This window comes from Ramlibacter sp. bp-362, from assembly GCF_054956735.1.
In genome coordinates this window covers 18,768-36,858 of sequence record NZ_JBUDXE010000008.1, presented here as the reverse complement: position 1 = coordinate 36,858, position 18,091 = coordinate 18,768, and the positions used below count along the sequence as shown (strand labels likewise).

At 71.4% G+C, this 18,091-nt stretch carries 18 protein-coding genes; 12 read left to right on the top strand and 6 right to left on the bottom strand.

The window, feature by feature from the left end:
* Positions 1-7 precede the first annotated feature (7 nt).
* Complete coding sequence (locus ACY0MJ_RS12845) at positions 8-1,294, top strand: response regulator (RefSeq protein WP_462638860.1); 1,287 nt, start codon at positions 8-10, stop codon at positions 1,292-1,294.
* Here ACY0MJ_RS12845 and ACY0MJ_RS12840 read toward each other — a convergent pair.
* The gene (locus tag ACY0MJ_RS12840; RefSeq protein ID WP_462638859.1) at positions 1,260-4,013 is read right to left on the bottom strand and encodes a PAS domain-containing sensor histidine kinase; all 2,754 of its coding nucleotides are present in this window, start codon (positions 4,011-4,013) and stop codon (positions 1,260-1,262) included. The genes ACY0MJ_RS12845 and ACY0MJ_RS12840 overlap by 35 nt on opposite strands.
* Positions 4,014-4,019: 6 nt before the next feature.
* A complete protein-coding gene (locus ACY0MJ_RS12835; protein WP_462638858.1) occupies positions 4,020-4,412 on the bottom strand; it encodes a response regulator in 393 nt (130 codons plus the stop codon).
* 233 nt (positions 4,413-4,645) lie between these two features.
* Here ACY0MJ_RS12835 and ACY0MJ_RS12830 point away from each other — a divergent pair, with 233 nt between their 5' ends.
* Both ACY0MJ_RS12830 and ACY0MJ_RS12825 read left to right on the top strand, forming a co-directional pair.
* Positions 4,646-5,287 (top strand): response regulator transcription factor, encoded by a 642-nt coding sequence (locus ACY0MJ_RS12830; protein ID WP_462638857.1) that lies wholly within the window; start codon positions 4,646-4,648, stop codon positions 5,285-5,287.
* An 82-nt stretch (positions 5,288-5,369) separates the two neighbouring features.
* Positions 5,370-6,005, top strand: a complete 636-nt coding sequence (locus tag ACY0MJ_RS12825; RefSeq protein WP_462638856.1) for a hypothetical protein — start codon at positions 5,370-5,372, stop codon at positions 6,003-6,005.
* 6 nt (positions 6,006-6,011) lie between these two features.
* Here ACY0MJ_RS12825 and ACY0MJ_RS12820 read toward each other — a convergent pair whose 3' ends face one another.
* Both ACY0MJ_RS12820 and ACY0MJ_RS12815 read right to left on the bottom strand, forming a co-directional pair.
* Positions 6,012-6,926 (bottom strand): LysR family transcriptional regulator, encoded by a 915-nt coding sequence (locus ACY0MJ_RS12820; RefSeq protein ID WP_462638855.1) that lies wholly within the window; start codon positions 6,924-6,926, stop codon positions 6,012-6,014.
* A gap of 84 nt (positions 6,927-7,010) precedes the next feature.
* Complete coding sequence (locus ACY0MJ_RS12815) at positions 7,011-7,847, bottom strand: response regulator transcription factor (RefSeq protein WP_462638854.1); 837 nt, start codon at positions 7,845-7,847, stop codon at positions 7,011-7,013.
* Between the two features lie 132 nt (positions 7,848-7,979).
* On the opposite strand from ACY0MJ_RS12815, the gene ACY0MJ_RS12810 reads away from it, so the two are divergent.
* The 6 genes from ACY0MJ_RS12810 (at position 7,980) to ACY0MJ_RS12785 (ending at position 14,375) form a co-directional block, all read left to right on the top strand.
* Positions 7,980-8,315 carry an Hpt domain-containing protein gene (locus ACY0MJ_RS12810; protein ID WP_462638853.1) on the top strand — a complete coding sequence of 112 codons (336 nt, stop codon included), beginning with the start codon at positions 7,980-7,982 and terminating at the stop codon, positions 8,313-8,315.
* Positions 8,312-10,453 (top strand): ATP-binding protein, encoded by a 2,142-nt coding sequence (locus ACY0MJ_RS12805; protein ID WP_462638852.1) that lies wholly within the window; start codon positions 8,312-8,314, stop codon positions 10,451-10,453. The genes ACY0MJ_RS12810 and ACY0MJ_RS12805 overlap by 4 nt, the downstream gene beginning before the upstream one ends.
* Positions 10,450-10,854, top strand: coding sequence for a response regulator (locus ACY0MJ_RS12800; RefSeq protein WP_462638851.1), 405 nt, complete (start codon positions 10,450-10,452; stop codon positions 10,852-10,854). Before ACY0MJ_RS12805 ends, ACY0MJ_RS12800 begins: the two co-directional genes overlap by 4 nt.
* A gap of 106 nt (positions 10,855-10,960) precedes the next feature.
* Positions 10,961-12,706: a glyoxylate carboligase gene (gene gcl / locus ACY0MJ_RS12795; protein WP_462638850.1), complete on the top strand. Its 1,746-nt coding sequence runs from the start codon at positions 10,961-10,963 to the stop codon at positions 12,704-12,706.
* The gene (hyi, locus tag ACY0MJ_RS12790; RefSeq protein WP_462638849.1) at positions 12,706-13,482 is read left to right on the top strand and encodes a hydroxypyruvate isomerase; all 777 of its coding nucleotides are present in this window, start codon (positions 12,706-12,708) and stop codon (positions 13,480-13,482) included. Before gcl ends, hyi begins: the two co-directional genes overlap by 1 nt.
* The gene (locus ACY0MJ_RS12785) at positions 13,479-14,375 is read left to right on the top strand and encodes a 2-hydroxy-3-oxopropionate reductase (protein ID WP_462638848.1); all 897 of its coding nucleotides are present in this window, start codon (positions 13,479-13,481) and stop codon (positions 14,373-14,375) included. The genes hyi and ACY0MJ_RS12785 overlap by 4 nt, the downstream gene beginning before the upstream one ends.
* A gap of 89 nt (positions 14,376-14,464) precedes the next feature.
* On the opposite strand, the gene ACY0MJ_RS12780 is transcribed toward ACY0MJ_RS12785, so the two are convergent.
* Positions 14,465-14,731, bottom strand: coding sequence for a GlsB/YeaQ/YmgE family stress response membrane protein (locus ACY0MJ_RS12780; protein ID WP_462638847.1), 267 nt, complete (start codon positions 14,729-14,731; stop codon positions 14,465-14,467).
* Positions 14,732-15,115: 384 nt separating this feature from the next.
* On the opposite strand from ACY0MJ_RS12780, the gene ACY0MJ_RS12775 reads away from it, so the two are divergent.
* The 3 genes from ACY0MJ_RS12775 (at position 15,116) to ACY0MJ_RS12765 (ending at position 16,938) form a co-directional block, all read left to right on the top strand.
* Positions 15,116-15,598 (top strand): hypothetical protein, encoded by a 483-nt coding sequence (locus tag ACY0MJ_RS12775; protein WP_462638846.1) that lies wholly within the window; start codon positions 15,116-15,118, stop codon positions 15,596-15,598.
* A 98-nt stretch (positions 15,599-15,696) separates the two neighbouring features.
* Positions 15,697-15,957: a hypothetical protein gene (locus tag ACY0MJ_RS12770; protein WP_462638845.1), complete on the top strand. Its 261-nt coding sequence runs from the start codon at positions 15,697-15,699 to the stop codon at positions 15,955-15,957.
* A 369-nt stretch (positions 15,958-16,326) separates the two neighbouring features.
* Positions 16,327-16,938, top strand: coding sequence for a hemerythrin domain-containing protein (locus tag ACY0MJ_RS12765; protein ID WP_462638844.1), 612 nt, complete (start codon positions 16,327-16,329; stop codon positions 16,936-16,938).
* A 191-nt stretch (positions 16,939-17,129) separates the two neighbouring features.
* Here the strand turns inward: ACY0MJ_RS12765 and ACY0MJ_RS12760 are convergent, their stop codons facing one another.
* A complete protein-coding gene (locus ACY0MJ_RS12760; RefSeq protein ID WP_462638843.1) occupies positions 17,130-18,056 on the bottom strand; it encodes a LysR family transcriptional regulator in 927 nt (308 codons plus the stop codon).
* Between the last annotated feature and the right edge of the window lie 35 nt (positions 18,057-18,091).

Sequence of the window (18,091 nt, the reverse complement as noted above, 5' to 3'; positions counted from 1 at the left end):
GAGAACGATGAACGGACCGCAACCGAAGCACGGCTTGCACGTGGTGGTCGCCGAGGACAGCCCCACCCAGGCGGAGCTCCTGCGCCAGGCCCTGGCCGACGCCGGCTACGCGGTGACGGTGGCCTCCAACGGCCTGGACGCGCTGGCCGCGGCCCGCAGCCTGCGGCCCGGGGTGGTCGTGACCGACGTGATGATGCCCGACATGGACGGCTACCAGCTGTGCCGCGCGATCAAGACCGACCCGGTGCTGCGCGACATCCCGGTCATGCTGGTCACTTCGCTGCAGGGCATCGACGACATCGTGACGGCGCTGGAGTCCGGCGCCGACAACTTCATCCGCAAGCCCTTCGAGACCAAGGCCCTGCTCGCGCGCCTCGATTTCCTGCTGGCCAACCGCAGGCTGCGCTCGCACAGCAAGATGCAGTTCGGCATCGAGATCTCGCTGGGCGGCCAGCGCCACCTGATCACGGCGGACCGCGAGCAGATCCTGGACCTGCTGTTCTCCTCCTACGAGGAGGCGGTGCAGGCCAACGAGGAACTGCGCGAGCGGCAGCAGGAAGTGCAGGCGCTGAACCTGCAGCTGGCCGCGCGCGCCGTGGAGCTGGAGGAGGCCAATGCGCAGCTGCGCTCGTTCAGCCATTCGGTCTCGCACGACCTGCGCTCGCCGCTCGCCACGATCAGCGGCTTCAGCTCGCTGCTGCTGCAGAAGCACGCGGCGGGCCTCGACCCGCGCGCCGTGCGCTTCCTGAACGGCATCCACCAGGAAACGGGCCGCATGATGCGCATCGTCGAGGACGTGCTGTACCTCGCCGGCATCGAGCGCGCGAAGCTGGCGCGCACCGACGTGGACCTGGCGGCGGAGGCGCGCGCGGTGGTCGAGAACCTGCGCCAGGCCCATCCCGAGCGCCAGGTGCGCTTCGAGTGCGTGCCCGAGGCGCACGCCCGCTGCGACGAGCGGCTGCTGCGCATCGCGCTCACCAACCTGCTGGGCAACGCCTGGAAATTCACGGGCAAGCGCGAGGACGCGCGGATCGCCTTCCGCACGCTGGAGGGCGGCACGGTGTTCTGCGTGGAGGACAACGGCGCCGGCTTCGACATGGCGCAGGCGCACCGCCTGTTCAAGCCTTTCGAGCGGCTGCACCGCAACGAGGAATTCGAGGGTTTCGGCATCGGCCTGGCCACGGTGCAGCGCATCGTGGCGCTGCACGGCGGCCGGATCTGGGCGGAATCGGCCCCGGGCGAGGGAGCGCGCTTCTGCTTCACCCTTCCGCCACCGGCGGCGAAGCGAGGGTGAAGTGGAAGCAGGCGCCCTGGCCCTCGGCGGCCTCGGCCCAGATGCGCCCGCCGTGGCGCGCCACGATGCGCTGCACGTTCGCCAGCCCGAGCCCGGTGCCGGGGAACTCGCTTTCGCTGTGCAGGCGCTGGAAGCTGCCGAACAGCTTGTGCGCGTAGGCCATGTCGAAGCCGGCGCCGTTGTCGCGCACGTGGAAGACCTGCTGGCCCGCGGCATCCGGCGCCGCGCCGAACGCGATGCGGGCGGGCGCCTTGCCGGCCGTGAACTTCCAGGCGTTGCCCAGCAGGTTCTCCAGCGCCATGCGCAGCAGGGTCGGATCGCCCTGCGCCACCAGGCCGTCCTGCACCTGCCACTCTACCTGGCGGTCGCGGTCGCGGTCGCGCTCGGCGCGCTCGGCCAGCAGGTCCCGCGCCATGGCGCTCAGGTCCACGGCGTGCGGGGCCAGCGCCGCCTGCGAGACCTGCGCCATCGCGAGCAGGCCCTGGATGTAGTCGCCCGCCTTGCGGCCGGCCGCCCGGATGCGCGCGAGGTAGTGCGCCGGGCGCTGCGCCAGCGGCGCGCCCAGCGAGCGCTCCAGCAGCCCGGCGAACGCGCCCACCGCGGCGACGGGCGCCTGCAGGTCGTGCGCCAGCGCATGGGCGAAGGCCTTCAGTTCGGCGTTCGCGGATTCCAGTTCCGCGGTGCGCTGGCGCACCCGCTCGCCCAGTTCGGCATTGAGCTGCAGCACCTGCTGCTCCGCTTCGAGGCGCCGCGTGATGTCGCGGAACACCACGAAGGCGCGCTCGCTCCCGTCCGCCGCCGCGTAGGCGGCCGAGGACACCTCGGCCTCGAAGCCGCTGCCGTCGCCGCGCAGCAGCGTCAGCGTGCCGCTCGCGCGCCCTGTCATGTTGCGCTCGCGCCGCATCGCGCCGATGCGCCCGTCGTCCCGCGTCGCCACGAGGACGCCGAAGCGCTGGCCGCGCAGGTCCGCCTGGGTGCGCCCGAGGAGGGCGCACGCGGCCGGGTTCATGCGCACGATCTCGCCCCCGTCGGTGTACACGACGCCGTCGATCGTGTTCTCGAACAGGTGCCGGAGCTGCTCCTGGCTGTCCGCCAGCGCCTGCCGCACGAGGCGGCTGTCGGTGACGTCGCGGAAGCTGATCGCCAGGCCCTCCGGCGAGGGATAGGCCTGGACCTTCAGCCAGCGGCCGGCGGGCTCCAGGGTCTCCAGGAACTCCTCGAACTCCACGGGCACACCCTCGGCCAGCGCGCGCCGGTATTCCCGCTCGAAGGCGGAGCCGCGCACCTCCGGGTACAGCTCCCACACCTCGCGCCCCAGCAGCTCGTCGGCGGAGCGCCGCAGCAGGCGCTCGGCCTCGTGGTTGACGTAGCTGAAGACCCAGTCGCGCGTGATGGTCACGAAGGGATCGGCGACGTTGTCCAGGGTGGCGGCCAGGCGGCTGCCGATGTCGCGGGTCCGCTCCGCCGCGAGGCGGAGCTCGGTGACGTCCTGCACGGTGCCCCGCACCTGCCGGATGCGTCCGTCCAGGTCGCGGTGCGCCTCGCCGGTCAGGCGGGCCCACATGAGTGGCTGGGTGCCGGCGCACAGCGGCACTTCCAGCTCGAAGCCGACGCCGTCGGCGCTGCAGGCATCGATCGCGCGCGCCAGCTCGGACCGGGCCTCGGGTTCGACCCGCTCGACCAGCGCGCCCAGGGTCTCCACGGCCGTGCCGTCGAGCCCGAGGATCACTCGGCCGCCCTGCCACCAGGCGAGCGTGCCCTGCGGCAGCTCCAGGCTCCACACGCCGATGCGCCCCAGGCGCATGGCCATGCCCAGGCTCGCGTTCAGCTGGCGCAGCCGCTCCTCCGAAGCCCGCGGCTCCGTCATGTCCTTCGCCGTCCCGCGGTAGCCCACGAAGCCGCCGGCGGCGTCGAACACGGGTTCGCCCGACACACTGACGTAGCGCTCGCCGCGGCCCGTGCGCAGGCGGTATTCCAGCCGGCGGAAGGACTGGTGGGCCTGCACCGCCGACTGGTGCTCGCCCCAGGTCCAGCCCAGGGGCGTCGCGCCGGGGATTTCCCAGCGGCGCTTGCCGAGGAGGCCGCCGAATTCGCGCGCGACCGCGTTGCCCCCGGAAAAGAGCGTGAAGCGGAACTCCGCGTCCTGCTCCCAGTACCAGTCGGTCGAGAGCTCCAGCAGGCTGCGGAAGCGCGCCTCGCTCGCCTGGATCGCCTGCCGTTCCCGCTCGCGGACGGTGATGTCCAGCACCGTCCCGATCACGCGCACCAGCACGCCGTGGTCGTCGTACTGGGGCTCGCCGTCGCCGGCGATCAGGCGTTCGTCCCCCGCTCGCGGCTGGAACCGGTAGCGGTAGCTGAACTGGCCCCCGCCGGCGGCGGCCCGGCCGACGACCTCCCGCAGCGCCCAGCGGTCGTCCGGGTGCACGTGGGCCAGGAAGCCGTCGAGGCTGCCGTCGAACTCGTGGACCCGCAGGCCCAGCACGCGGAAGGTCTCCTCGGACCAAGTGAGGCGATCCGCCTCCGGGTCCCACGCCCAGCTGCCGACGCCGGCCAAGCGCTGCGCGCTGGTGAGCATGATTTCCAGCTCGCGCAGCTGGGTGCGCGCGGCGGGATCGCTGCAGGTGGCGGACGGCAGGCGCGCGAGCGCGGATCTTGCCGGTGGCGCCAGGAAGGACAGGTGCATCGGATTCTTCATGGCGGCCTCGGTGCGGGGCTTCATGCGGACTCAGGCGTGCGGGGCGCCCACGCTGCGCACCAGCCCCTGCAGCAGCGGCACCAGGTCGGCGTAGGCCAGGGGCTTGGGCAGGAAGGCGATCGCTCCGGCCGCCAGGCAGGCCTGGCGCTCCTCGGGGGCCACGCCGCCCGACAGCAGGGCGACCGGCACGCCGGCATGCCGCTGCCGCAGGCGCTGCAGCAGTTCCAGCCCGCTCATCTCGGGCATGTGCAGGTCGATCAGGACCAGGCCGGGCACTTCCTCCGGATGCTGCTCCAGGTGCCGCAGCAGGTCGCCGCCCCGGGCGAATCCGCGGACGTTGTCGACGTCGCAATCGTCCTCCAGGGTCAGTTGCACGAGTTCGCGGTAGTTGTCGTCGTCGTCGACGAGAAAGACGGTCTGCATGGAAATCCCGGTGGATGCGGCCCTTCGCCGCCCGCCGATCACATCACCGATGCAACGGAAAGGCTTAGGGGATTGGATTACGTCCACGACCGGGCTGTCTCCCTGCTGCGACAACGCGTCGACACACCCCCCCGCAACTTCGAGAATCACGCCGTGACCCCCATGACTCCCAGCGCCCCGTCCCGCAGCCCGCGCGCCGCCTACCCGCCACGCACCCGGCCCGGGAGTGCGCGATGAGGCCGGAAGCCACCCGCATCCAGGTGGTGCTGGCCGACGACCACGACCTGGTCCGCGCCGGCATCCGCACCCTCCTCAATGGCATCCAGGGCGTGGACGTGATCGCCGAGGTCCGCGACGGCTGGGAGCTGCTGAAGCTGCTGGAATCCGTGCAGCCCGACGTCGTCATCACCGACATCAGCATGCCGGGCATGGACGGCATCACCGCGATCGGGCGCATCCGCGAGCGCTGGCCCGGGCTGAAGGTGCTGGTGCTCTCCGCCAACGAGCAGGCCGACACCGTGAAGCGCGCGGTGGCCAACGGCGCGCACGGCTACGTGCGCAAGGACGCCCCCGAGTTCGAGCTCGAGACGGCGCTGCGCAACGTGATGACCATCGGCAGCCACTTCGGCGCCGGCGTCGCGCAGAGCCTGCTCGCGCCCAGCGAGCCCGAGCTCGACACGCTGCTGACCGAGCGGCAGATCGAGATCCTGGGCCTGCTGGCGAGCGGCAAGTCTTCCAAGGAGATCGCATTCGAGCTGGGCCTGAGCTCCAAGACCGTGGACGTGCACCGCGCCCGCATCATGGAGCGGCTGGACGTGCACGACATCGCGAGCCTGACGCTCTACGCGGTGCGCAAGGGCCTGGTGAAGCCGTGAACGCACGCCCGCGGCGGCAAATTCCCTAAGCCCCCTGCGGCACCCCGTGGTCTCATTCCTCCCATCAACGGAGGAGAAGAGCATGACCTGTGTCGAGGAACGGACCCGCCTGGTGGATGAGTTTTCCCAACAGCTTCGCCGCCACTTTCCGGCGGCGATCTGGAGGAGCCTGTTCGAGGAGCGCACCGGGCAGGCCCAGTTCGGGACCGCCGTGCGCACCCTGCTGTGCGTGGAGTGCCCCGAGTCCGGCCCGCTCACCCGCAACGGCGTGATCGCCGCCCTCGCCCGCCTGGTGCGGGCCCACGGCGGCCGGGTGGACCCGTGCAGCGACGACTACGCCTTCGTGAGCTTTTCCGACCCGCGCCAGGCCCTGCGCGTGGCGACCGAGCTGCAGCGCGCCGCCGCCCGCGCCCGCCTGCGCATGGGCATGCTGACCGCGCGCTGCAACCTGGCCCGCGGCCAGGTGGCCGACTGCGAGATCGTGATGCTGCTGGGCGAACAGCGCGCCCGCGCCGAAGCCCTGGCCGACCGCGCCGCGCGCGGCACGGTGCAGATGTCGCCCGAGACCTACGACGCGCTGGAAGGCATGGGCGACGACCTGGGCAGCTTCCTGGTGATGGCCGAATTCGAGGGCGACGTGCTCACCGAGATCAGCCTCACCGTCCCGCCCGACGTGTCGGCCGACGTCAGCACCTTCGCCGGCCTGGGCCTGACCTGAGGCGGTTCAACCCCGCGGCAGGCCTTCCCACCAGCGCGGCCCGAAGCGGCCCTGCAGGTAGGCGATGAAGGCCTGCACCTTGCCCGGCACCAGCTTGGGCGAGGGAAAGACGGCGTGGATTTCCTGCTCCGGCAGGCTGTGGCCCTTGAGCACTTCCACGACCGCGCCCGAGGCGAGCGAATCGGCCGCGACGTACCAGGGCAGCGCCGCGATCCCCATGTCCGAGCGCGCCGCCGCGAGCACGGCCGAGAGGTTGTTGGAGCGCAGGCGCGCCGTCACCGGCACCGTCACCGCCTCGCCCCGCGGCGACAGCACGCGCCAGATGTCGCTGCCCTGCACGCTGCTGTAGATCAGCGTCTCGTGGCCGCCGAGGTCCGCCGGCCGCCGGGGCGTGCCGGCCTTGCGCAGGTACTTCGGCGAAGCGACCATCAGCCAGGGATTGGCGCCGAGGAAGCGCGCGCCGAGGGCGGAATCCGCCAGCTTGCCCAGGCGCACCGCGACGTCGATGCCCTGCGCCACCAGGTCGGTGTAGCGGTCCTCGAAGCTCAGGTCCACCTGCAGCTGCGGATGCTGGCGCATGAAGTCCAGCGCCAAGGGCACGATGACGCGCCGGCCGAAGGCCACCGAGCTGCCCACGCGCAGCAGCCCCTGCGCCTGCGACTGGCGCACGCGCGCGACGTTGTCGGCCTCCTCGGCCGCGCGCACGATCTCCTTGCACTTCTCGTAGTAGAGGGCGCCGGCCTCGGTGAGGCTCACCCCGCGCGTGTTGCGGTTCAGGAGCCGCACCTTCAGGCGCTCCTCGGTGGCCGCCACGTGCTTGGTGACGGTCGGCTGCGTGGTCGCGAACTCGCGCGCGGCGCGCGAGAAGCTGCCCGTCTCCACGACGCGCACGAACATCTCCATCGCCTGCAACCGGTCCATGGCCGGAGCTTAGGTGCGCCCGCGCGGCCGCGGCAAGCTCCCGCGGGGTTGCGGCAGTGCTGACCGCCGCGGGGGCAATCGCTCCTAGAACCCGGCCGGCCGGCCGCCGGCCGGACGCAGGAGGTTGGCGTCGGGATTCATCCACGGATCGGGCGCGGTCTCGTCGGGAGCGGGCAGGCCCAGCACCTTGTGCACGGCCCGCAGCACGGAATCCGGCTCGAACGGCTTGGTGAGGTAACCGTCGGCGCCGGCCACGAGGCCCTTGAGCACCGCCTGCCGCGTGGCCTTGGCCGTGAGCATGATCACCGGCAGGCGCTTGAGCACGGGGTGCTGGCGCATGCGCATCAGGATGTCGAAGCCGTCGGCGTCCGGCAGCATCACGTCCAGCAGCACCAGGTGGGGCAGCGGCGCCTCGGCGAGCCCGGCCACCACGCCGGCGCGGTCGGCGGCCAGCCGCACGTCCATGCCGGACAGCTTGAGGTAGCTCTCGACGAAGCGGGCCAGCACGGGCTCGTCCTCCACGACCAGCACGGTCAGCGGTTCGCCCGGCGCGGGCAGGCGCGCGTCCTTGTGCTCCCGCGCGATCTGCACGAAGAAGCCGCTGCGCTGCAGCGACTGCATTGCCGCATCGGCCCGCGCATCGCCGGCCAGCGCGCCGAGGTTGCCCAGTTCCGCGTGGAAGCGGCTGGCGAAGGGATCCAGGTCCAGCGGCGCGACCAGTCCGCGGGCGAGCAGGGCCTGGAAGTCGGCGCCGAAGCTCTTGCGCGCCGACGGCGACATGGCCGCGTGCACCTGCTGCAGCGTCAGGTTTCCGTCGAAGCGCACCAGCAGCGCGAGCTGCGCGTCGGGCAGGTCGGTGCCGCTGCGGCGCAGTTCGCTGGCGCCGAGCGGGGTGAGTTCGTAGATGTCGCGGGTGTCCATGGCGTGCATCGTGCGGCGGAAACTTGTAACAGCCCTAGGCCATCGGGCGCGGGTTCCGTAGGCATCCGGCTTACGGCCAACACCCGATCGCTTTTACGCTTTCCCGTTTCCGCTGGAACCGGATCCGATGCCATGAATGAGCTTCCCGCGCTGCTGCAGCAGCTCCGCGCCACCTACCTGGAAGGCCTGCCCGGGCGCTGGGCCCGCCTCGATGCCGCCGTGCAGGCGCTGGCACGGCCGGACACCCGTGCCGAGGGTTTGTCCGAAATCGAGCGCTGCGCGCACAGCCTGGCCGGCACCGCGGGCCTGTTCGGCTTCCGGGTGCTGGGCGAAACGGCCCGCGCGCTGGAAATCGCCGTCGGCGATGCCGACTTGCCGGTGCAGCAGCTGATGCCCGGCCTGTCGGCGCTGCGGCGCGAGCTCGACGCGGCGATGCGCGCCCGGCTGCCGGCGGAGGTCCAGGCATGACCGGCATGTTCGACACCGTGCTGCGCCGCACGCGCATCGCCTTCGTGGTCGCCGTGCTGGCGATGGCGGTCTTCGGCGTGGCCTCGTACCAGACCATCGGCCGCCTGGCCCGGCTCGTGGACAGCGCGGTCCACACGAGGGACAAGGTGATCGTGCTGCAGCAGGCGGGCGTCGCGCTCGCCCGGACCCAGGCCGCGCTGCGCGCGTACGTGCTCAGCGGCACGCCCGACGACCTGCAGCTGTTCGAGGTTCGCGCCTGGGCCCAGAAGGCCGCGATGGAGACGTTCGACGAGGAGCCGCGGCTGCCCGGCCAGGACGAACTGGAGCGCCTGGTGGCGCAACGGACGAAGCAGCAGTACGAGATCGCCGCGGCGGTCGGCGTCGGCGACCGCGAGGAGGCCCTGCGCCTGCTGGACTCGGTCAGCGCGCACGACACGGGAGCCCAGCTGGAAGCGATGATGGACGAGCTCCAGGACCGGGCGGAACAGGCGTGGTGGGGCACGCATGCGGTGCCGACGGCCACCGGCGCGCAGCAGGTGGTCATCGCCGCCAGCCTGCTGCTGGTCGCGATGTTCGCCTGGGTCCTGTGGATCGTCACGCGGTACGAGCGCGAACGCCGGCGCGTCATCGGCCTGCTGGACGACAGCGTGGCCATGACCCGCGTGCTCGCCTCCAACATGGCCGACGGCCTGGTCACCATGTCGGACGACCTCGTCGTGCTGGACGTGAACAAGTCCGCCCTGGAGGTCCTGGGGCACCGGGAAGCGGAGGTGATCGGGCGGCCGGCCTCCGAGCTGCTCGGCGCCTCGCCTGGGCGCGACGCGTTCCGCGCCCGTTTGCGCAAGCTGCTCGCCGACCCCGCCCCGTTCCAGGTCGCCGGCGTCGAGATGGTGGCGATCCGCCGCGACGGCACGCAGCTGCCCGTGCAGATCTCGCTCAACGACGTCTGGCTGGGAGGCCGCCGCCGGGTGACCGCCCTGATCCGCGACATGAGCAGCATCCGCGCCGCCAACGAGGCGCTGCGTGCGAGCGAGCACCACCTGCGCGAGATGACCGACACCCTGCCGGTGCTGATCGCGGAATTCGACCCGCAGCTGCGCTTCCGCTTCGTCAACCGCGCCTGCGCCGAGTTCCTGGGCACGCCCGGGGAAGGGGCCGTCGGCCGCTCCGCGCTCGAAGTTCTGGGCCCGCAACTGTACGCCGCGCACCAGCCGCACTTCGCCCGCGTCCTGCGCGGCAGCGCCGTGCGCTACGAGGTGACGGCGGTCGCCGCCAATGGCGAGGTCGCGACTTTCGAGATGCGCCTGATCCCGCGCCGCGCCGACGGCGCGCAAGCCGGCTTCTACGCCGTGGCGCACGACATCACGCTGCTCAAGCGCATCGACCGCATGAAGACCGAGTTCATCTCCACGGTGAGCCACGAGCTGCGCACGCCGCTCACCTCCGTGCGCGGCTCGCTGGGCCTCATGTCCGCCGGCGTGGTGGGCAAGATGCCCGAGGCGGCCGCCCACCTGGTGGCGATCGCGCAGAACAACTGCGACCGCCTGATCCGCCTGATCAACGACATCCTGGACATCGAGAAGATCGAACGCGGCGACGTGCCGCTGCGCCTGCAGGTCACCGAGATGGCGCCGCTGCTGCGCAAGGCACTCGCCGACAACGAAGGCTTCGCCCAGCAGCATGGCGTGCGGCTGCGCGCGTCCGCGCCGGTCGCGCCGCTGGCCGCCCGGGTCGACAGCGACCGCGTGCTGCAGGTGCTGACCAACCTGGTCTCCAACGCGGTGAAGTTCTCGCCCGCCGGCGCCGCCGTGGACGTGCGGCTGTCCGGCCCGCCGGACCGCATCCGCGTCGAGGTCTCCGACCGCGGCCCGGGCATCCCGCCGGAGTTCCAGCACCGCATCTTCCAGAAGTTCTCGCAGGCCGACGCCTCGGCCACGCGCAGCAAGGGCGGCACGGGCCTGGGGCTCAGCATCTCCCGCGCGCTGGTCGAGCGCATGGGCGGCCAGATCGGCTTCGCCAGCACCCCCGGCGAGGGCGCAACCTTCTTCTTCGAGCTGCCGCGCCACGACGCGCGGCCCGCGCCCGTCTACCCGGCGGCCCGCATGCCCACCATCCCCGCACCCCTGGAGGAGCAATGACCCCCGACCTGAACCGCATCCTGTACGTCGAGGACGAGGCGGACATCCGCGTCGTCGCGGAGATCGCGCTCGAAGTGGTCGGCGGCTTCACCGTCACGTCCTGCGCGAGCGGCGCCGACGCGCTGGAGTGCGTCGACCGCGTGCGGCCCGACCTGCTGCTGCTGGACATGATGATGCCCGGCATGGACGGCCTGTCCACGCTGGAGGCGCTGCGCGCGCACCCGGCCACCGCGGCGACGCCGGTGATCTTCATGACCGCGAAGGTGCAGCCGGCCGAGGTCGCGCACTACAAGTCGGTCGGCGCGCTCGAGGTGATCTCCAAGCCATTCGACCCGATGGCGCTGGCCGAGCAGATCCGCTCGATCTGGTCGCGCCCGCGCGCGGCGCTCCCGGCCGCCTGAGCCGCGCCGGCCATTCGCGGCCGGAATAAGTCTTATGGGCGGCGGCCGTCTTCCGCCGCGCCGGTGCGCTTCCTACATTCGTGGCGACACGAACAGGAGAACGCACATGGCGAAGATGACCGCAGCCCAGGCCGCCGTCTGGGTGCTGGAGAAGGAAGGCGTCACGCAGGCCTTCGGCGTGCCGGGCGCCGCGATCAACCCGTTCTACGCGGCGATGCGCAGGCAGGGCACGATCGCGCACATCCTCGCGCGCCACGTCGAGGGCGCCTCGCACATGGCCGAGGGCTACACGCGGGCGGCGCCGGGCAACATCGGCGTGTGCATCGGCACCTCGGGGCCGGCCGGCACCGACATGATCACGGGCCTCTATTCGGCACAGGCCGATTCCATCCCCATCCTCTGCATCACGGGCCAGGCGCCGCGGGCGCGGCTGTACAAGGAGGACTTCCAGGCGGTGGACATCGAGTCCATCGCCAAGCCGGTGACCAAGTGGGCGATCACCGTGCGCGAGCCGGCGCAGGTGCCGCGCGCCTTCCAGCAGGCCTTCCACCTCATGCGCTCGGGCCGCCCCGGCCCGGTGCTGGTGGACCTGCCCTTCGACGTGCAGACCACGGAAATCGAGTTCGATCCCGAGACCTATGCGCCGCTGCCGGTCTACAAGCCGGCGGCGACGCGGGCGCAGGCCGAGAAGGCGATCGCGATGCTGCAGCAGGCCGAGCGGCCCCTGATCGTCGCCGGCGGCGGCGTCATCAACGCGGACGCCTCCGCCCTGCTGGTGGAGTTCGCCGAGCTGACCGGCGTGCCCGTGATCCCGACGCTGATGGCCTGGGGCGCCATCGCTGACGACCACCCGCTGATGGCCGGCATGTGCGGCCTGCAGACCAGCCACCGCTACGGCAACGCGAGCCTGCTGGCGAGCGACTTCGTCCTGGGCATCGGCAACCGCTGGGCCAACCGCCACACCGGCTCGGTGGAGGTCTACACCAAGGGCCGCAAGTTCGTGCACGTGGACATCGAGCCCACGCAGATCGGCCGCGTGTTCGCGCCCGACTACGGCATCGTCTCCGACGCCGGCGCGGCGTTGCGCCTGTTCGTCGAAGTGGCCCGCGCGCTGAAGGCGCAGGGGCGCCTGAAGGACCGAACGGCCTGGGCCGCCGACTGCCTGGAACGCAAGCAGACGATGGGCCGCCGCAGCGACTACGAGGACGTGCCGATGAAGCCGCAGCGCGTCTACCGCGGCATGAACGAGGCCTTCGGCAAGGACACCTGCTACGTCAGCACCATCGGCCTGTCCCAGATCGCCGGCGCGCAGTTCCTGCACGTGTTTCAGCCGCGCCACTGGATCAACTGCGGCCAGGCCGGCCCGCTCGGTTGGACCGTGCCCGCCGCGCTGGGCGTGCGGGCCGCGGACCCCACGCGCAAGATCGTCGCGCTCTCGGGCGACTACGACTTCCAGTTCATGCTGGAGGAGCTGGCGGTCGGCGCGCAGTTCAAGCTGCCCTACCTGCACATGGTGGTGAACAACTCCTACCTGGGGCTGATCCGCCAGGCGCAGCGCAACTTCGACATGGACTACTGCGTGCAGCTCGGCTTCGAGAACATCAACGTGGCGCAGGACGTGCCGGAGCGCGGCTACGGCGTCGACCACGTGAAGGTGGTCGAGGGCCTGGGCTGCAAGGCGATCCGGGTGCACCGCCCCGACGAGCTCGCGCCCGCCATCGCGCAGGCGGAGGCCTGGATGAAGGAGTACCAGGTGCCGGTGGTCGTCGAGGTGATCCTGGAGCGCGTGACCAACATCGCGATGGGCACCGAGATCGACCGCATCGTGGAATTCGCCGAGGAGACCGTGTGATGCCGCGCTTCGCCGCCAACCTGACCATGCTCTTCACGGAGCTGCCCTTCCTGGAGCGCTTCGAAGCCGCCCGCGCTGCCGGCTTCGGCGCCGTGGAGTACCTGTTCCCCTACGAGCACCCGAAGGAGGAACTGGCCGCGCGCCTGCGCGAGCACGGCCTGAAGCAGGTGCTGCACAACCTGCCGGCGGGCGACTGGGCGGCGGGCGAGCGCGGCATCGCCTGCCACCCGGGCCGCGTCGACGAGTTCCGCGCGGGCGTCGAGCGCGCGATCCTGTACGCGAACGCGCTGGACTGCGGCCAGCTCAATTGCCTGGCCGGCAAGCAGCCGGCCGGCGTGAGCCCCGAACTGGCGCGGGCGACGCTGGTGGAGAACCTGCGCTACGCCGCCGCCACGCTGCGCGGCGCGGGCATCCGCCTGCTGCTGGAGCCGATCAACACCTGGGACATCCCCGGCTTCTTCGTGAACCGCACGGAGCAGGCCATCGCCCTGTTCGACGAGGTCGGCTCGGACAACCTCTACCTGCAGTACGACATCTACCACGCGCAGCGCATGGAAGGCGAGATCGCGGCGACGCTGCAGCGCTACCTGCCGCAGATCGGGCACATCCAGCTCGCCGACAACCCCGGCCGCAACGAGCCGGGCACGGGCGAGATCAACTACGCCTTCCTGTTCCGGCACCTCGACGCGCTGGGCTGGAAGGGTTACGTCGGATGCGAATACAAGCCCCGCACGACGACGCTGGAGGGACTGGGCTGGATGAAGGAACTGGCATGACGCAGGCCACCTTGAAGATCGGCTTCATCGGTCTCGGCGTGATGGGCGCGCCCATGGCGGGCCACCTGCTCGCCGCCGGCCACACGCTGTTCGTGCAGACGCGCAGCAAGGTGCCGCAGGCCCTGGCCGACGGCGGCGCCACGACCTGCGCCAACGCGCGCGCCGTCGCCGAGCGCGTGGACATCGTGTTCCTGATGCTGCCCGACACGCCCGACGTGGAGCAGGTGCTGTTCGGCGAATACGGCGTGGCCTCGGGGCTCGCGAAGGGCAAGGCGGTGGTCGACTGCAGCTCGATCGACCCGATCGCCACCCGCCGCTTCGCCGCGCGCATCGCCGAACGCGGTTGCGACTACCTCGATGCGCCCGTCTCCGGCGGCGAGGTCGGCGCGAAGGCCGCGAGCCTCAGCATCATGGTGGGCGGCAGCGAGGCCGGCTTCGCGCGCGTGCAGCCGCTGCTGGCGCTCATGGGCAAGAACATCACCCACGTGGGCGCGGTCGGCGACGGGCAGGTGTGCAAGGTCGCCAACCAGATCATCGTGGGCCTCAACATCGCCGCCGTCGCCGAGGCGCTGGTGTTCGCCGCCAAGGCCGGCGCCGATCCGGCGCGCGTGCGGCAGGCGCTGATGGGCGGCTTCGCCTCCTCGCGCGTGCTGGAGGTCCACGGCGAACGCATGATCAAGCGCACGTTCGCGCCGGGCTTCCGCATCGCGCTGCACCAGAAGGACCTGGCGCTCGCCTTGCAGGGGGCGCGCAGCCTCGGCATGGCCCTGCCGCAGACCGCCGGCGCCGCGCAGCTGATGCAGGCCTGCGACGCGCTGGGCCTCGCGCAGTCCGATCATTCGGCCCTGGTGCAGGCGCTCGAGGCGCTGGCGCAGCACCGCGTGGCGGAATAGCGCGCGCAAAAAGAAGGGAGCGCCGGTGGCGCTCCCGATGGCAGGACAAAGCCCGCCGAATTCCTTGCTCGTTTCTTCTGGGGAACCGGTCAGCGGACGCGGCCGCGGCGGAACAGGTTCACGATGGCCAGCAGGATGATCGCGCCGATCAGCGAGACGATGATCGAGCCGATGCTGATGCCTTCGTTGATCGTGCCCACGCCCACCAGCGGGGAGATCAGCCAGCCGCCCAGGAAGGCGCCGACGATACCCACCACCACGTTCAGCAGGATGCCCTGCTGGCCGTCAGTGCGCATCACGAGGCTGGCGAGCCAGCCGACGATACCGCCAATGATCAACCAAATCAAAAAACCCATAGTCGCACTCCTTTTGCCGCGAGCGGCGTGTTGTTGAGGGGGCCCCGGCCCGGGAGCGCCGGACCGCGTCCACCTGCCCCAGGGAGGGCCGGTGCCGTTCACTATGGTTGGCCGGGCAAAGCGCGGGCGTAGTCGCGTGTAAAGCGAACGGGTGCGGGCCCGGCGCGTGGCGGCGTCGGACAACGTCCTACTGTCGGCGCGGCTTTTTTCACGCTGCGCGCGCCCCTGCGCGGCCGTGGTGCCATGCCGTGTCGGCGCGCGCCTGCAAGGCCAAGTCCTACCCGGCCATGGGGAGCGTGCCGGGGCCAGGGAGGCATCTCTCCGGCAAGCGGTGGCGGCCGCGGAACGGACACTTCGTGGCATCGATTCAAGGAGATGCCCACCATGAAAGCGACGGATGCACGCTCGCGCAAGAGCCTGGTTTCCTTCGGCGCGGTCGCCCTGCTGGCGGTCGGCGCAGCCACCACCCAGATTGCCGCCATGGCGATGACGCCCGACAGCCCGATCATCGACGACTCCGGGAACTACCGGCAGGAAGTGCAGGCCTGCATGAGCGGCCAGACCCAGCAGGCGCGCGAGGACTGCCTGATCGAGGCGCGCAACGCCCACGCCGACAAGCAGCGCGGCGTGCTCGACACAGAAGGCAACCTGCAGGCCAACGCCATGGCCCGTTGCGACGTGTTCACGGCCGGCGAGGACAAGGCGGCCTGCCAGGCCCGCGTGATGGGCATGGGCAGCATCGAGGGCAGCCTGGCCGGCGGCGGCCTGCTGCGCGAAGTCGAGACGGTCGTGATGCCCGCCGGGCAGCACCAGGTGACGATCGACCCGAAGACCGAGGACCCGGTGGTCCTGCTGCCGTCGAAGTAATCGTCCGGCCATTCGACCCGGCGGCCGCGCCGCCGTCCTACACCGCGACCCGCCCGGAGCACGCAAGCTCGGGCGGGTCGCCGCATCTGGAGCACAGCATGAACGAACAGAAGAAGGGCCCGGGCGAGGCCGAGAACGATGGCCGCGCGAAGCACGGCTACCGCAACGAGGTGAGCTGGGAAGGCGGCAAGGGGCGCCAGCCGTATTCGAACCAGGGCGAGGAAGAGCAAGGCCCCGCCACCGCCGGCGAATACGAGGGGGGCAACGCCGGCGCGCACGCGGTGCGCAATGTCGAGCAGTTCGAGGCCGTGAAAGGCACGCCCGAGGGCGGCGAGCGCGAAGCCCCGCGCAAGCCCTGATGTTGCCCCCTCTCCCGCTCGCGGGAGAGGGCGGGGGTGAGGGCCGGCGGGGGTGAGGGCCGGCGGGGGTGAGGGCCGGCGTTGCTGAGTGCGTGCCTCAGAGCACCCCGAACAGCATCAGCAACAGCACGATGCCGAGCGGCACGCCGAGGAGCCAGAGAATGACAGGCATGGAAACCTCCTTGGGGATGGAACTGCCTCCAGACTAGGCCCGCCCCCGCCGCGGCCCTGCGGGGCAGCAACGCCTGTGCCGGTAGGAACCTTTCGCGCGCTGGCGCGACCGACACCGGACGCCGTCGACGTCCGACAGCCGCCGCGCTCGCTGCACGGCCCAATCGGCAGCAAAGCAAACCGCAGGCAAAGAGCACCATGTCCTCCCTGATCTCGCAGCTGTCCCCGAGCATCACCAACATGATCCGGCTGGACCACACCCACGTGCTGACGGCGTTCCACCAGTACGAGGTCGGCTCCTCGCCCCGGCTGAAGAAGGGCCTGGTGGACAACGCCTGCTTGGCGATCGAGATCCACGCGCAGCTGGAGGAGGAGATCTTCTATCCGGCGCTGCGCGTGGTGGCGGACAGCGAGATCCTGCGCAAGAGCACGCCCGAGCACGACGAGATGCGCGGCCTGATCTCGCGCCTGCGGCACATGCCGGTGGACGATCCCGCCTTCGACGACACCTTCTTCGAACTGATGCGGCACGTGATGCACCACGTGGCGGACGAAGAGACGCTGCTGCTCCCGGCGGCCGAGCGCCTGCTGCCGGACCAGCTGTCGCAGCTGGGCGCGCAGATGACGCGCCGCCGCCTCGAGCTGGCCGGCCCGCGCGCGCCGGAGCTGGCGAGCAGCATGGCGCGGTCGATGAGCGTGGGAACGATGATCGCGGCGGGGAGCGCGGCGCTGGCGGGCGCGTACCTGCTCACGCGGCACCATTACACCGACCGGCTCGCGGCGGCGCGGCGGCGATTCGCGCGGACCTGAATGCATCGGTGGGGTTCCTCATGCTCGGCTAGCGCCGCCGCATGAGACTACGCGCCTTGCGCGCTCGATCGTTTCACTCACCTGCCGGCGGCGCGCCGCCGCCACCCTACGGGCCCCGGCTTCTTCGTAGGGTGGCGCGGCCGCAGGCCGCGGGAGGTGAGCGAAGCGAACCCCACCGTTCACCCGCGCCTTTACCCCGCACCCAACGCCCGCACAAACCCCGCCGCCACCGGCGTCAACTCCCGATGCCTCCGCGTGATCAGGTGCACCGACGGCACCTGCAGCGGCAATTCCACCGGCACCACCTCCAGCACCCCCAGCCGCGCGTAATGCGCCGCCAGTGATGCCGGCATGATCGCCGCCATGTCGCTCGCCTCCAGCAGCACGGTCGTCGCGACCGTCGATGCCGTCTCGGTGATGTCCAGCCGCCCGTGCAGCCCCGCCTCGCGCAGCGCCGACTCGAAGCGGCTGCGCTGTGGCGAGCCGGGCGGCTGCAGGATCCAGGGCCAGCGCAGCAGGTCGGCCAGTTCCACCTTCGCCTGCGCCAGCAGCGGATGGCCGCTGCGCACCACCGCCACCTGCGGCTCGGCCAGCATGGGCCGGATCTCCAGCTCGTCCTCGTAGTGGCCCTCGGTGGGCCGGCCCAGCACCAGGTCCACGTCACCGCGCTGCAGCAGCGCCAGCATCACGTCGCTGGTCTCCACCAGCACCGACACGGCCACCCGCGGATGCTGCCGCTTGTACGCGGCCAGCGCGGGCGCCACCAGCTGCGGCAGCGCGCCCGGGACCGTGCCTATGCGCAGCCGCCCGCGCAGCCCGGAGCGCAGCGCCGCCATCTGCTCGCGGGCGAAGCCGAAGTCCACCAGCGACTGCCGCGCATAGCGGATCAGCACCTCGCCCGAGGGCGTCGGCTCCATGCCGCGCGCCAGGCGCGTGAACAGCTGGAGCCCCAGCGCCTCCTCGGCCTGCTGCAGCAGCTTGGTCGCCGCCGGCTGGCTGATGCCCAGGCCGGACGCCGCGCGGCCGAGGTTGCGCTCTCGTCCCAGCGCCTCCAGCAGGAGCAGCTGCCGCATGCGCAGCCGCAGCAGCAGGGCGGCGTCTGAAAGGGTTTTGGTCATGCGAGAAATATACAAAAGTGCATGGATGCTTCCCG

Coding starts and splice junctions, on each gene's coding strand:
- ACY0MJ_RS12845 (WP_462638860.1), top strand. CDS start 8: ATGAACGGACCGCAACCGAAGCACGGCTTGCACGTGGTGGTCGCCGAG.
- ACY0MJ_RS12840 (WP_462638859.1), bottom strand. CDS start 4,013: ATGAAGCCCCGCACCGAGGCCGCCATGAAGAATCCGATGCACCTGTCC.
- ACY0MJ_RS12835 (WP_462638858.1), bottom strand. CDS start 4,412: ATGCAGACCGTCTTTCTCGTCGACGACGACGACAACTACCGCGAACTC.
- ACY0MJ_RS12830 (WP_462638857.1), top strand. CDS start 4,646: ATGAGGCCGGAAGCCACCCGCATCCAGGTGGTGCTGGCCGACGACCAC.
- ACY0MJ_RS12825 (WP_462638856.1), top strand. CDS start 5,370: ATGACCTGTGTCGAGGAACGGACCCGCCTGGTGGATGAGTTTTCCCAA.
- ACY0MJ_RS12820 (WP_462638855.1), bottom strand. CDS start 6,926: ATGGACCGGTTGCAGGCGATGGAGATGTTCGTGCGCGTCGTGGAGACG.
- ACY0MJ_RS12815 (WP_462638854.1), bottom strand. CDS start 7,847: ATGGACACCCGCGACATCTACGAACTCACCCCGCTCGGCGCCAGCGAA.
- ACY0MJ_RS12810 (WP_462638853.1), top strand. CDS start 7,980: ATGAATGAGCTTCCCGCGCTGCTGCAGCAGCTCCGCGCCACCTACCTG.
- ACY0MJ_RS12805 (WP_462638852.1), top strand. CDS start 8,312: ATGACCGGCATGTTCGACACCGTGCTGCGCCGCACGCGCATCGCCTTC.
- ACY0MJ_RS12800 (WP_462638851.1), top strand. CDS start 10,450: ATGACCCCCGACCTGAACCGCATCCTGTACGTCGAGGACGAGGCGGAC.
- gcl (WP_462638850.1), top strand. CDS start 10,961: ATGGCGAAGATGACCGCAGCCCAGGCCGCCGTCTGGGTGCTGGAGAAG.
- hyi (WP_462638849.1), top strand. CDS start 12,706: ATGCCGCGCTTCGCCGCCAACCTGACCATGCTCTTCACGGAGCTGCCC.
- ACY0MJ_RS12785 (WP_462638848.1), top strand. CDS start 13,479: ATGACGCAGGCCACCTTGAAGATCGGCTTCATCGGTCTCGGCGTGATG.
- ACY0MJ_RS12780 (WP_462638847.1), bottom strand. CDS start 14,731: ATGGGTTTTTTGATTTGGTTGATCATTGGCGGTATCGTCGGCTGGCTC.
- ACY0MJ_RS12775 (WP_462638846.1), top strand. CDS start 15,116: ATGAAAGCGACGGATGCACGCTCGCGCAAGAGCCTGGTTTCCTTCGGC.
- ACY0MJ_RS12770 (WP_462638845.1), top strand. CDS start 15,697: ATGAACGAACAGAAGAAGGGCCCGGGCGAGGCCGAGAACGATGGCCGC.
- ACY0MJ_RS12765 (WP_462638844.1), top strand. CDS start 16,327: ATGTCCTCCCTGATCTCGCAGCTGTCCCCGAGCATCACCAACATGATC.
- ACY0MJ_RS12760 (WP_462638843.1), bottom strand. CDS start 18,056: ATGACCAAAACCCTTTCAGACGCCGCCCTGCTGCTGCGGCTGCGCATG.